12 protein-coding genes are annotated in these 13,819 nt (G+C 52.0%); 3 read left to right on the top strand and 9 right to left on the bottom strand.

Annotated elements, in window-relative coordinates; genetic code table 11:
- Window positions 1-171: 171 nt before the first annotated feature.
- From MOY_RS15215 to MOY_RS15225, 3 genes are all read left to right on the top strand, one after another.
- A complete protein-coding gene (locus tag MOY_RS15215; RefSeq protein WP_009101479.1) occupies window positions 172-459 on the top strand; it encodes a CC/Se motif family (seleno)protein in 288 nt (95 codons plus the stop codon).
- A 100-nt stretch (window positions 460-559) separates the two neighbouring features.
- Complete coding sequence (locus MOY_RS15220) at window positions 560-1,909, top strand: permease (protein WP_009101480.1); 1,350 nt, start codon at window positions 560-562, stop codon at window positions 1,907-1,909.
- A 48-nt stretch (window positions 1,910-1,957) separates the two neighbouring features.
- Window positions 1,958-2,191 carry a thioredoxin family protein gene (locus MOY_RS15225; protein ID WP_009101481.1) on the top strand — a complete coding sequence of 78 codons (234 nt, stop codon included), beginning with the start codon at window positions 1,958-1,960 and terminating at the stop codon, window positions 2,189-2,191.
- Window positions 2,192-2,209: 18 nt separating this feature from the next.
- Here MOY_RS15225 and MOY_RS15230 read toward each other — a convergent pair whose 3' ends face one another.
- The 9 genes from MOY_RS15230 to MOY_RS15270 all read right to left on the bottom strand — a co-directional run bounded on the left by MOY_RS15230 (window position 2,210) and on the right by MOY_RS15270 (window position 13,781).
- Window positions 2,210-3,364 (bottom strand): MFS transporter, encoded by a 1,155-nt coding sequence (locus MOY_RS15230; protein WP_009101482.1) that lies wholly within the window; start codon window positions 3,362-3,364, stop codon window positions 2,210-2,212.
- A complete protein-coding gene (arsJ, locus tag MOY_RS15235; protein ID WP_009101483.1) occupies window positions 3,361-4,572 on the bottom strand; it encodes an organoarsenical effux MFS transporter ArsJ in 1,212 nt (403 codons plus the stop codon). Before arsJ ends, MOY_RS15230 begins: the two co-directional genes overlap by 4 nt.
- A gap of 16 nt (window positions 4,573-4,588) precedes the next feature.
- On the bottom strand, window positions 4,589-5,620 hold the full coding sequence (locus tag MOY_RS15240) for an ArsJ-associated glyceraldehyde-3-phosphate dehydrogenase (protein ID WP_009101484.1): 1,032 nt from the start codon (window positions 5,618-5,620) through the stop codon (window positions 4,589-4,591).
- A 124-nt stretch (window positions 5,621-5,744) separates the two neighbouring features.
- Window positions 5,745-6,509: a phosphate ABC transporter ATP-binding protein PstB gene (pstB, locus tag MOY_RS15245; RefSeq protein ID WP_235803723.1), complete on the bottom strand. Its 765-nt coding sequence runs from the start codon at window positions 6,507-6,509 to the stop codon at window positions 5,745-5,747.
- A gap of 103 nt (window positions 6,510-6,612) precedes the next feature.
- Window positions 6,613-8,289: a phosphate ABC transporter permease PstA gene (gene pstA / locus MOY_RS15250; RefSeq protein ID WP_009101487.1), complete on the bottom strand. Its 1,677-nt coding sequence runs from the start codon at window positions 8,287-8,289 to the stop codon at window positions 6,613-6,615.
- Between the two features lie 15 nt (window positions 8,290-8,304).
- The gene (locus MOY_RS15255) at window positions 8,305-10,593 is read right to left on the bottom strand and encodes an ABC transporter permease subunit (protein ID WP_035540891.1); all 2,289 of its coding nucleotides are present in this window, start codon (window positions 10,591-10,593) and stop codon (window positions 8,305-8,307) included.
- 149 nt (window positions 10,594-10,742) lie between these two features.
- A complete protein-coding gene (locus MOY_RS15260; protein ID WP_009101492.1) occupies window positions 10,743-11,693 on the bottom strand; it encodes a PstS family phosphate ABC transporter substrate-binding protein in 951 nt (316 codons plus the stop codon).
- Between the two features lie 150 nt (window positions 11,694-11,843).
- The gene (locus MOY_RS15265) at window positions 11,844-12,575 is read right to left on the bottom strand and encodes a sulfite exporter TauE/SafE family protein (RefSeq protein ID WP_035540898.1); all 732 of its coding nucleotides are present in this window, start codon (window positions 12,573-12,575) and stop codon (window positions 11,844-11,846) included.
- A 12-nt stretch (window positions 12,576-12,587) separates the two neighbouring features.
- Window positions 12,588-13,781, bottom strand: a complete 1,194-nt coding sequence (locus MOY_RS15270) for a Bcr/CflA family multidrug efflux MFS transporter (protein ID WP_009101496.1) — start codon at window positions 13,779-13,781, stop codon at window positions 12,588-12,590.
- Window positions 13,782-13,819: the final 38 nt, after the last annotated feature.

Raw genomic sequence — 13,819 nt, forward strand, 5'->3', positions numbered from 1 at the left:
TGGGTCTGCCCATGGTTTGAGGAGGAGCCACGATATCTTCGATCTGTGCCCAGCCGTCATCAGAAATCTCGTAACGTCCGACCATTGTTTTCCCCTATGCTGCTTTTGCATAGGTAAAGTTAGCAGATAAGGCTTTTCGTACAAAACCTAAAACAACGTGCGGGGTGAGCCATGAAGGATGTCATTGATATCGATAGCAACGCCGCCGACTTCATCAAACAACAAGGCGGCGTCGTCACCGTCCGCCTTTCCCCTCGCCACGGCTGCTGCGGTGGCCTCGCAAACCTGGCGGTGGCTGAAACGCGGCGGCCAGATGATGTCCATGACTATCAGCACCATACTCAAGATGGTATTTCGATCTATATTGCCCCCGAACTGGCTGCTCAGGGACTGCGCATTGGTGTCGAAGGCTGGTGGAAGTTGCGCCACCTGTATGTGGATGGTGTCGCTATTCAATAAGCTTGCAGCATTACGCTATCAGCCAAACTAATTTGGACAACATATGCACATCCACATATTATTATAAGAATATTCTTTTCAGACCTATGCGAGGTACCACATGCCGGAACCTAGCTCTCCATTACCTTCCTTTGCCGGCCGCCTGCTTTACCTCGCCAAGGAGAACCCCCATCAAGTGCGCTGGCTTGCAGCTGTCGTAGGAATTTTCCTGCTGATCTACTTCCTGCCCGCCGGAACAGCTCGCTTCGATAATGCCGTGCTGGAGGGAGTCCGGCTGACACACTGGTATGCGCAAGAGCACGTCATTCTCTGCCTACTGCCGGCTTTTCTGATCGCTGGTGCAATGGCAGCCTACCTAAGCGAAGGCGCCGTGATGCGCTACCTGGGACCAAACGCCTCCAAACCGGTCGCCTTTGGTATGGCCTCGGTTTCTGGCACGCTACTGGCCGTTTGCTCTTGCACCGTACTGCCGCTTTTTGGGGGTATTTATCGCCGAGGCGCAGGCCTGGGGCCTGCCATTGCTTTTCTCTATTCAGGGCCCGCTATCAACATTATGGCGATTGTCGTGACCGCCAAAGTGCTGGGCTTTGAGCTGGGGTTAGCCAGGGCCATCGGCGCGATTATATTCGCCGTGGTCATTGGCGTCATCATGCACCTTATGTACCGTCGTGAAGAGCAGGCTCGTGTAACCAAAAACAGCCGCGGCTTCAGCGGTGAACTTTCCCGCCCCCTAGGCCAAATCGGCGTATTTTTTGGACTCATGGTGGGCATTTTGGTATTCGCCAACTGGGCTGCAGCCGACAGCGCTGCCTGGATGACCATTTATGCCTACAAGTGGCATATCACTGCCTTACTCTCCGGACTTTTCGCTCTGCTACTGATTCGCCGCTGGAACTGGCCGCTACACCAAGTAGCGGTGTTGGCAAGTGCCGTCGCCGCCGCTGCTTTACTAGTGCCAAGCGTGCCTGAGCTGGCGTTCGTGACCGGTATTATTGGCCTTATGCTGATTGCCACCCTGCGTGACGAAGACCGCGAGTGGGCAGAGCAGAGCTGGGAATTCACCAAACTGATTGTGCCACTGCTGCTGGTTGGGGTATTTGTGGCTGGGCTGTTACTAGGCCGCCCAGGAGAAGAAGGCCTGATTCCCTCAGAATGGGTAGTCCTGGCGGTAGGTGATAACGGCTTACGCTCGACCTTTCTCGCCTCGCTGTTGGGCGGCTTTATGTATTTCTCGACCCTTACAGAAGTACCTATCGTCCAGGGGCTGATCGGGAACGGTATGGGCAAAGGGCCTGCGCTGGCACTGCTGTTGGCAGGACCAGCACTGTCGCTACCCAACATGCTAGTCATTCGAACTATTATAGGCACGCAGAAAACCCTTGTTTACTGTGCACTTGTCGTCGTGATGGCAACATTTTCAGGTTATCTATACGGCCAGTTATGGCCTTGAGAAAAACTAAATCTGTCTTTTTTGTTGTAAACCTAAAGGAGTGATTTTATGAAACTCAAGATATACGGCAGCGGCTGCAAGAAGTGCCAGCAACTTACCGACAACGCAAAGCAAGCCGCCAATGCTCTCGGCCTAACGGTGGAAATCGAGAAAATTACTGATGTGAACGCCATTATTGATGAAGGCATCATGCGCACACCTGCGCTGGGAATCGATGACGAGGTAGTGATCGAAGGTAAAGTAGCCAGCGTCGAGGAGATTCAGAAGCTACTCTCAGCATAAGGCGTCGATGACACAGCCCTATTGGCTAGTCACGCGAATACATAGCAACACCAGCGTCGCGCCCAGCATTAACAGGGCTGTAAGCCACAGCGCACTGGCACCACTTTGCTCTATCAGCAGGCCAAACAGCAGGGGTGCGAGTGCTTGAGACGCACGCGCCGGGGCAATAATCAGCCCTTGCCGACGCCCAAATCCTTTGGGGCCAAATAACGCCAGCGGTAATGTACCAGACGCAATGGTCATCATGCCGTTACCTGCGCCGTGCAGTAACGCAAAACCGGCAGCGGGCATACCAACGGCCGTTAACAATGCTGCGCCTAACGGGTGCAGCGTGGTGGCCACGCGTGCGGCTACCAGCGGGTGCAAATGGCGAAGCAGCGCAAACTCACCCACCCTTGCCGCCACCTGGGCAGGACCCACTAAGGCAGCGGCGGCCACTGCCACCGAAAGCGATACGCCGGTTTCCTGCAAAAGTCTAGGCAGATGAGCCGCCATCGCCGTTGAGACAAACCAGCCCGCGGCAAACACATAGGCTAATAACATCATCGCCAAGCGAGGACGCTCCGGCGACGGTGCCGATTTGTCGTCATCTTGCTGGGCCGCACTATCAGTTGCTTTGGGCAGGCGAGTATTCAGTGGCAGGCCTATTAAGATATGCAGCATGGCCCAGACGCCGCAGGCTGTACGCCAACCGAGTTCATTTTCCAGCCAGGCTGTGAGCGGCCAACCTACCGTGCTGGCAAATCCAGCGACCAACGTGACACCGGTAATCGATGCCCTGGCTTGACGCCCTAATAATCGGCCTAAGGTGGCAAAAGCAGCATCGTATAGCCCCATCGCCATCCCAATCCCCATCACCAGCCAAGCAAGGATTAGCGAGGGCAACCCCTGAGACACGGCCATTATGCCAAGGCCCAGTGCCATTACCCCGTTTGAGGCCATCAACACGCCTCGCCCGCCTTGCCTGTCGATCCATCGACCAACGCTAGGCCCGAGCATCGCTGTTAGCAGCAAAGCCGCTGAGAACGCGCCAAATACCCAGCCGGTTGAGATACCTAACTCTTGTGCTATCGGCACTGCAAGAATGGCGGGCAAATAATAGCTTGAGGCCCAGGAAAGGGTTTGTGCACTGCCTAAGGTGAGCGTTAAACCAAACCTGGGCGAACGAATCATGCGACTTGTCTAGGCAGTGCCAGTGCCATCACTGCACTGGCCGCCACTAAGGCCGCTGATACCCAAAGACAAGCGCTCAATCCGTAAGCCATATACAACCAGCCTGACAGCAAGGTTCCTACCAAACGCCCCATGGCATTGGCCATATAGTAAAAACCGACATCCATTGAGACGCCATCAGCACGGGCGTAGTGAACGATGAGATAGCTATGCCAGCTAGAGTTAATCGCAAATAGCACACCAAACGCTAAAAGCCCAACCACCAGCCAGCCCACCTGCGCCAGCGGCAGCATCGCCAGGGCAATCGCCAACACTGCCAAAGCAGCTGCCCAGCCTGCGGTTAGCGCACGGGCATCCCCTTTAATCAACCGAGTCAGCTTAGGTGCCTGGGTTTGTACGCCGCCATAGCCAATAATCCACGCTGCCAGCAATCCGCCTACCGTCCAGTGGGTCCAGCCATGCTGGTCATATAAAAACACCGGCAACGCTACTACGAACCAGACATCCCTTGAAGCAAACAAGCAAAAGCGCGCCGCCGAAAGCACATTAATGGCACGGGATTTCGAAAAAATCTCCGAAAACTTGGGCTTTACCTTCTGGCGCCCTAAATCTGCCTTTAAGCGCCACAGAGAGATTAATAATACCGCGCCAAGCATCACCGCCATGGCAATGACCGCACCACGGAAACCAATCAGCGTTAACAGCACCCCACCAACGAAAAAGCCGAGGCCTTTCAGTGCGTTTTTAGAGCCGGTCAGCATCGCTACCCAGCGGTAAAGCGCGCTATTGGCGTTGGCGCTCTCTTTAGGTACCAGCACTTTGACGGCACTTTTAGCACTCATTTTGTTTAAGTCTTTGGCGATGCCGGACAGCGCCTGCGCCGCCATCACCCACACCACCGTGAGCATCCCAGCAGGCACCATGAGCATTCCGAGCGCCACGATCTGCAGCCCTAGTCCCACGTTCATCGTGCGATTCAAGCCCAACCGCGCGCCGAGCCAGCCGCCAATAAGGTTAGTCACCACGCCGAAGGCTTCGTAAAATAAAAATAGCATGGCGATTTGCAGCGGCGAGTAACCTAGCTGGTGAAAATACATCACTACCAACATGCGCAGCGCGCCATCGGTAATGGTAAATGCCCAGTAGTTGCCGGTGATCAGCATGTATTGGCGCACCTCGAAAGGTAGCGCCTTAATACGGGCCTGCATATTCAGCAAGGGTGAATCAGCCACGGCTCACCTGCTCAGTGCCGACCATCAGCGCCAGCTCAGCCGTGCGGTTGGCGTAACCCCACTCGTTGTCATACCAAGCGTAAAGCTTAAGCTGAGTACCATTGACCACCATGGTGGAGAGCGCATCGATAATGGAGCTGCGTGGATCGGTGCGATAATCAATCGATACCAGTGGGCGATCTTCGTAACCTAAAACCCCCTTCAGGGCGCCTTCTGCCGCATCTTTCAGCGCTTGGTTCACTTCCTCAACAGTCACGTCCTTTTCTAGCTCAAACACCATATCGGTGAGCGATGCGTTAGCCAGCGGTACGCGAATCGCATGACCATTCAGCTTGCCTTCCAGTTCAGGGAAAATTGCAGTGATCGCTTTCGCGGAGCCCGTTGTTGTTGGTATTAAGCTCATGCCACAGGCGCGGGCACGGCGTAGATCTTTATGCGGGGCGTCTAGAATGGTTTGGGTATTGGTAATGTCGTGTACCGTGGTCATTGAGCCATGGCGAATACCAAAGGTTTCTTGAATCACTTTCACCACGGGCGCCAAGCAATTGGTGGTGCAACTGGCAGCGGTCACAATCTTATGCTGTGCAGGGTCGTAAAGATGGTCATTAACGCCTACTACCACGTTCAGCACACTCGCTTCTTTTATAGGTGCGCTGACCACCACCCGGGCAACGCCTTGATCCAGGTAGGCCTGAAGTTTTTCAGTGGTTTTTATCTTGCCCGAGCACTCAATGACCACATCGCAGCCAGACCAATCGCTGTCGGTAATCCTTGTATTAGCGCTAAAGGCGACAGAGTTACCATCCAAGACAATTCCATCGCTGGAAGCGGTAATCCCTTTGCCTGGCGACCAGTGACCGTGTACTGAGTCAAACTCTAATAAGTGGGCAAACGTTGCCGCATCACCGCCTGGATCATTAATGCGAATCAGCTCAACGGCCCCTGCTTCAACCTCAGCCCACAGGCTGCGCAGCGCCAAGCGTCCAATACGACCAAACCCGTTAATACCGATACGTAATACCATGAATAAACTCTCCTAAACAGGTGCGTTCTAGATTACTTTTTATATGCGATAAATCATATGTGTGCAGTTAAAAAAATACCAACAGGCTTGCCATTGGGTAGGCTAGCCTGTTGGTAATGTATCGCTAGCCGTAACGGCCCGTAATGTAGTCTTCGGTTTGCTTTTTGTCGGGTTCGGTAAAGACTTTATTGGTTTCACCAAACTCGACTAAATCACCCATATACATAAACGCGGTGTAGTCAGAAACACGCGCCGCTTGCTGCATATTGTGAGTAACAATCAATATAGTGTATTTCTCTTTGAGCTCGCTCATAAGCTCTTCAATTTTGAGCGTCGAAATAGGATCCAGTGCAGAAGCAGGCTCATCAAGCAGCAGCACTTCTGGCTCAATGGCAATGGCACGCGCAATTACGAGGCGCTGCTGCTGACCACCTGAAAGGCCAAAAGCGTTATCGTTGAGTCGATCCTTCACCTCATCCCATAACGCTGCGCCTTTAAGCGATTGTTCAACGATGTCATCGAGTACAGAACGATTATTAATGCCCTGCAGCCGCAGCCCGTAAGCGACATTTTCATAGATCGATTTAGGGAAAGGGTTGGGCTTTTGAAATACCATGCCTACCTTGCGACGCAGTTCAGCAACGTCAACGCTACGATCATAAATATCATTGCCGTCTAAAAGAATTTTGCCTTCTATCCGGCAAATATCGACAAGATCGTTCATCCGGTTGAAACAACGCAGCAAGGTAGATTTTCCACAGCCGGAAGGCCCAATAAAGGCGGTTACTTTCTTGTGTAAAATATCCATGTTGACGCCTTTTAGCGCCTGATCTTTGCCATAAAATAAATTGAGATCGCGTACTTTAAACGTAATATCTCGGTTGGTCATGGCGTGATCTTTGGTAGTGGCAATTGCTTCAAGCGTCATCTTAAATCCTCTTTACATCCTTTGGGGTCTAACGCCCAGACGAATAGGGTATTTGGGTGATTATTTAATCTGAAGCCGCACGGAATTTTTCGCGCAGACGGTTCCGGATACTAATAGCGGCCAAGTTCAGCACGATAATAAGTATCACCAGTACCAACGCCGTTGCGTATACCAATGGGCGGGCTGCTTCCACATTGGGGCTTTGGAAACCAACATCATAAATATGGAAACCCAAATGCATAATCTGACGGTCTAAATGTAGGAATGGGAAGCTACCATCAACCGGCAATGTAGGTGCCAACTTCACCACCCCCACCAGCATCAACGGAGCTACTTCGCCAGCTGCGCGGGCAATCGCCAAAATCATGCCCGTCATCATGGCAGGTGTTGCAATAGGGACCACTACCCGCCACAGCGTTTCTGACTTAGTTGCCCCAAGCGCTAACGATCCTTGACGAATATTGACAGGAATTCGCGAAAGCCCCTCTTCAGTCGAGACGATCACGACAGGCAAGGTTAACAGTGCCAAGGTGAGGGACACCCAGATAAGCGCTGGCGAACCAAAGGTTGGACTTGGTAAACGGTCTGAGTAAAACAGCTGATCAATAGACCCGCCAAGTGTGTAGATGAAGAAACCAAGACCAAATACACCGTAAACAATGGACGGAACGCCCGCTAGGTTATATACAGAAATCCGAATTAACCGCAGCAACGGTCCCTGATGAGCGTACTCACGCAAATATATAGCCGCTAGAACACCAAAGGGGCTAACGATCAGCGACATCAATAACACCATCGTCACGGTGCCGAAAATGGCCGGGAAGATCCCTCCAGCGGTGTTAGCTTCACGAGGTTCACCGCTTATAAATTTCCAAAATTCTTGAGCATATTCGACCACTTTTTGCGGGAAAGACAGGCTATTAGGCTGCACTGCATGCACAATATCGCCCAAGCGGATTTGCACTTCCTGCCCGCCTACGACGCTCGCGACCAGCGTATCTCTGTTTAACGCATTGCGCAGCGCGCTTATCTCAACCTGTAAATCCTGAAATGCAGATTGAAGTTCTGCTTGGCGAGCAGAAATATTTTCCAATTCAATCGCTAATGCATCGGCAGCGATATCGGGGTTACGCTGAAGAGCACGCTGTCTAATACGCAGTTGCTCCATTTCCGCACTTATAATACCGACGTCATTTCGCTCAATCTGGCGCAATTCCCGGTAGAGGTTATTGCTCCGGGCAATACGCTCTTGCAGCGCATCCCACAGCCCTTCGCCTTCGGCAATCACTTCGCCATTTTCTAAAACTCTTAGCGGGAAGCCAATGAAATCGCCCCATTCACGGCGCTCAATGCGCATAGCGTCAACCGGTGCTTGCCACTCACTCATTTGCAGCTCGGCGTACCAGGCGAAATCTTGCCCCGTCACATCCCGGTTACCCTGCTTAATCAAATGACGTACTACAATGTCGTCATTTTCCAGCTCAGGAGGAACCGCAATACCTGCATCACGGGCGACCGGAACCGGAATCGATTCAGAGCGAACATGCTCGCCCAGTATCATTTGGCCAATACCAAGCTCCGGGTCGCCTACTTGAAATTCGACTATTTCTGTTGGGTAAAAGTGGCTGAGACCTCGCACTGCAATCAAGCCAATTAACCCCAGCACCATAATCACTGATATAGCGACTGCGCCACCGTTCAACCAAATCCAGGGGGCACCGCTTTTCCACCATGATTTCATCACTGTCTCCTGGAATTAAAGGTTGCCGTAACGCTTACGAAGGCGCTGACGCACCAGTTCAGCTAACGTATTCAAGATAAAAGTCATCGCTAGTAGCGTTAGTGCGGCTAAGAACAGCACCCGGAAGTGGCTTGACCCTACTGCAGATTCCGTCAACTCAACCGCGATGTTGGCAGATAACGTGCGCATGCCTTCAAATATGTTGAAGTTCATTACCGGGCTGTTACCGGTTGCCATTAACACGATCATGGTTTCACCTACCGCGCGCCCAAAGCCCATCATCACAGCGGAGAACATACCGATACTGGCCGTTGGCAACACCACGCCCACCACCGTTTGCCAGCGCGTCGCACCTAGCGCCAACGACCCTTGGGTCAGGTGTTTCGGCACATTGAAGACGGCGTCCTCAGCGATAGAGAAAATCGTTGGTATTACCGCAAAGCCCATCGCGATACCTACTACCAGTGCGTTGCGTTGGTCATAGTTAAAGCCGTTGTCCGTTAACCACTGGCGAAGGCTACCGTCGAAGAAGGCGATTTCCACATAGGGGCTAATAGATACACAGAACCAACCCACTAAAATAATAACGGGCGCTAGCAATACGGCTTCCCAACCATCAGGGATGCGGTTTCTAACATTAGATGGCAGTCGGCTCCATGCGAATGCAAACGCGAGCATGGCAATCGGCATCAGTATAAGAATGCCAAAAACAGCGGGGAGTCTATTTTCGATAAAGGGTGCCAACCAAAGACCTGCCAAAAAGCCCAAAATTACCGTTGGTAATGCTTCCATTACCTCGATGGTTGGTTTTACCTTGCCGCGCAATTTAGGCGACATGAAGTAAGCCGTATAAATAGCCCCCATTAGGCCCAACGGTGTGGCAAACAGCATGGCGTAAAAGGCAGCCTTCAAAGTACCGACGGTTAACGGCATAAGGCTCATCTTTGGCTCAAACTCATCACCACCCGCGGTGGACTGCCATACATAGCGCGGCTCACTACTGCCTTCGTACCACACCTTGCGCCAGAGTGAGGTGAAGGAGATACCTGGGTGACGGTTGCTTACGCTTGCCATCTCTAGCAGATTATTCTCATCGACCAAGAGCGCCGTTGAGTTCACAGGGGATATGGCAATGCGGGTCAGCGGCCCATCCATCTTCGTGCTTTTATACACATCTGCCGACGCGGTGGCGTGATGAATACCTAAGTTACCTGCCTCATCGCCTACCAGAAATCCGCGGCGAGCATATTCAGCCTCGATATAAGTAATAGGTGCGTCGTAGCGAGCGAAGTCGCGTATATGCATTAAATCGTGCTGATTTTGACTATTGCGAACGGGAAAGTATTGGCGCACTTGACCATCGCTGGTACCTGCAATAATGGACACCGTGCCATTCAGATACGCCATTTCCGATACGTAGCCGTCATCTGTGACCTTAACCGCTCCGCGATACTCGGGATTATTGAGATTGCCAATATCGTAGTGGTGTATATAGCCGCTGTTATCTGACACGTAGAGGTGTCGGTAACGGTTGTCGATGAGGATTTGACGCGCCTCACCTTCAATTCCAGGTAGCTCTGCTGATGTCTGCTCAATGGTCACAGCGCCCGTCATTACATTTTCGCGCACATCAAAAGAGGTAACTTGTAATGTTCCGTCCTCTAAAGCTGCTGCGGCATAAATGCCGCGGCTACTCATTTGTAACCCGAGCACGCGAATGCTGCGCTCCTCCTCATCAATGGTGATGGGGTCTTCACCTAGCGGAAATTCAAGCACCGGCTCTATTAAACGCTGATTCTCAGGGTATGAAATATTGTAATCCACCACACCCAAGGTTATCTGGCCGTTATCGTAGCCGTAAGCAAAGCTGCGAGTAGTGGCGAACCCTTTCGCAAAGGTGGTTTGCTCAGCGTTTTCAGGACGGGCCATATCAAAGCTTGTGCGGACTGCGCCATCTTCAAGCTCAAAAAATGTGATTCGGCCCGTATTTGAGAAGCTAGCGCCAAGCTCGTCGTAGCGGTCTACCACTAAGTGCTCTAAGGATTCACCCTCTTCAATACCAGGCGCTTGATAGGTTTGCTGCGTCTCTACTTTTGCAGAGGCAAATAGCGGAAAAACTTCCGAAAAAAGGTAAACAAAAATCATCCCTAAAGCGATAACCACCCCGATACCGGCGGCACCTATGCCGTATCGAGAAAAGCTATCTTTGAACATGCGTCTTCGCCTACGTTTTTCGCGCTCTTCAGGGGTGGGCAAAAGCGAGCCACGTCGTTTCAGCGTCGATAATTGGGAAATGTCATTCATAATGGATTGGCAATTCCGGGCAAGTGGAAAGGTACGCTGAGAGTATCCAGCTAACGTGACAAATTGATGACAAGCACTTCATACGGCGCAGATCCCATAAAAAAACCGGGGGTGCAAAGCACCCCCGGCTATTAGATGGTAATCACTTGTTAATCTAGGCCAAGTTCTGCACGAACACGGCTAGCAATTGTTTCTGGAAGCGGGATATAGCCATCGCGCGCTGTCACTTCCTGTCCTTGCTGTGAAAGCACCATGCGCAGGAACTCAGCTTGCTGCGGCGCTAAATCTTCGTTGGGGTGCTTATTTACATAAACGAACAGCTGACGCGCTAATGGGTACTGTTCTTGATCAACTTCAAAGGCTTCTTCACCTTCGTCGCGAGCAACCGGTATAGCACGCACCTGAGAAGTGATGTAGCCGATACCAGAATAACCAATACCATTGATTGACTCACTCACACCTTGAACAACGGAAGCTGATCCAGGCTGCTCATTGATGGAGTCTTTGAAGTCACCGCCGCACAGTGCGTTTTCAGCAAAGAAACCGTAGGTACCAGAGACAGCGTTACGGCTGTAAAGGGTAAAGTCGCGATTCTCCCAGCTACCATCTAGACCCAGCTGACCCCAGCGAGTGATATCATCTGAGTAGCCACAGCGGCGGGTACTAGAGAAAATGGCATCAATTTGCGGGAGTGTGATGCTTTCAATCGGGTTGTCTTGGTTGACATACATTGCCAAGGCATCGATAGCAACCGGCACCATGGTGGGCGGGTAACCATGACGCTCTTCAAACGCCTGAATTTCATTAGTACGCATTGCACGGCTCATTGGGCCAAACTGCGCAGTTCCTTCGGTCAGTGCAGTCGGCGCTGTACCAGAGCCCGCACCTTGAATCTGGATATTAACGTTGGGATAGAAGTTAGCAAATTCTTCTGCCCACAGGGTCATCAGGTTGTTAAGCGTGTCTGAACCGATACTGCTCATGTTGCCTGTGATACCGCTCACTGCTTCATATTCTGGCAGGTTAGGATCAACTGCTAAAGCATGAGTTGAGATCAGTGACGTACCAATAACAGCAGCGGCTAGAGCTTTAAGTTTCATACGAGTCTCCTGGGGGTCAGTAACAGCTTGTGTACTCGATCTTTGTTTGCCGACCGATGGTTGTCACTATAAAAGCGGCTTATGACACTTCGGTGACATACCCCCAGGTTGTTCATGAAACTTTTATGACTATAAACAGGGCATGAGTCGTCAGATCAGCAGACCCAGGGCGGCTAAGGTACATAGCGCAAGCGAGGCGCCCTGAAGCATACGCTTATCTAAACGATGAGCAATGGCATCCGCTAGAGTATTACCCACTAACACCGCCGGTAGGAAAGTGAGCGCCAACTTAAAATGCCAGACGCTCACCAAACCGGCGAGGGCTAACGTGGTAAGAGTTAAGAACGACGTTAAAATAAAGAAAGCGGCGAGATTTCCGCGCATGCGGTCCGGCGAAAAACCGTGCATCAGCAGTACAATAGGTGGGCCGCCTATGGCGGCAACAGTGCCAAATATGCCGGAGAGCACGCCTGCGATAAACAGTGAAATACGATTAACCGGTAGTTTAAAGCGAAAAAGTGTGACCAGTACGGCAAAGAGTACAATCGCGGCAATCAGCTTTTCCAGCACGACCATTGGCGCAGCTAACAGCAACCAGATCCCTAATGCATTGCCCGGTAAACGGCCAATTAAGGCCACACCTATCGCGTCTAAGCTCACCTCGTGCCAGTAGTGGCGCACCATCATTAAAGAAACGGTCAACCCAAACAGCACCAGTATTACCGGCACTAACCGGGGCTCTAACATCAAAAGTAACGGCGCGCCAACAACCGCTAGGCCAAAACCGGTAGCGCGCTGTACAAATGCGCCAAGCAGCAGCACGGCTGAACAGGCTAGCCATACGCCTAATGGCATTTCGATCCACGGCAGTAAGCTACTCATTTGCACCATGCATCACTGACCACTTTCCATTGCGGGTGTTTTGGTTAATTGTCTAACGCCAATATTACCTAGCAACGCAGCCCCTAGCATGGTGAGTACCATTGGCCACAAGTGCTCTACTTGAAATAGCCCTACCAGCACCCCAGCAAGCGCCCCGCAGCTAAACTGAATACCCCCCAATAGCGCCGTCGCCGTTGCGCTGATATGGCCAAAGTGGTCTAGCAGCGAGGCAATTGCGTTGGGGGTAATTAAGCCGATCATCCCAGTGAACAGCATCACCAGCGGCACAACCACATAAATCGAGGCCACATTCAACGCCGTTGCCGCAACAAGCCCCGCCGCTGCAATAAACTGAATAACGAGACCCAAGCGTAAATTTTGTTGGGGAGTACGTTTGCGCAAAAGATGAATATTTACGCGATTAGATAGCGCGATCATGACGACATTCACACCAAACACTAACGGGTACACCCCCGGCGATAAGCCGAAATACTCTAAATAGAGAAACGGAGACGCGGTGATAAACGCAAATAGCCCGGCAAAGGATGCCGCTACGGCACAGATGTAGCCCATGGCTTCACGATGGCGCAACACGCTCGCATAGTTGCGCACTACTTGGTGGGGCGAAGCTGCGGGTAGGCTGGTGTCGCGGGTCTCGGGTAGCCGGGTGCCTAACAGCCAGAGCAAAAAACCTGCGTACACTGCCAAAAACACGAAGATCAGCCACCAACCAGCAATATAGAGCAGCACGCTGCCCACCGCCGGGGCTATCAACGGCGCCAGCATCATAATCATCGCCATGGTAGACATCACCTTAGCGGCTTCACGCCCGCTAAAGCAGTCCCGCACGATGGCGGCAGAGTTCACCACACAGGCCCCACCCCCCAATGCTTGAATAAACCGCCAAAGCAGCAGCGAACTTAAGCTATCCACCGTGGTGATCATCAAACTGGCGAGCATAAAGACCACTAGTCCGCTAAGCAGTACCGGCTTTCGCCCGTAGCGATCCGACACTGGCCCAAAACAGAGCTGTCCAATCGCAAAACCGAATAAAAACATGCTAATTGAAAGTTCAGTATGGTGAATACTGGCATTAATATTTTCGGCCAGAATGCCCATCGCGGGCAGATACGCATCAATAGCAAAGGGTGCAAGCGCGGTATTGGCTGCAACCAATAGCGCTACCCTGCGTGGATTCAGCTCCATGGTGGTCCTTGGTATAAAACTGCTGCTAGAGAATAAAG

Origin of the sequence: Halomonas sp. GFAJ-1 (assembly GCF_000236625.2) — a bacterium.
Classification (GTDB): Bacteria; Pseudomonadota; Gammaproteobacteria; order Pseudomonadales; family Halomonadaceae; genus Vreelandella.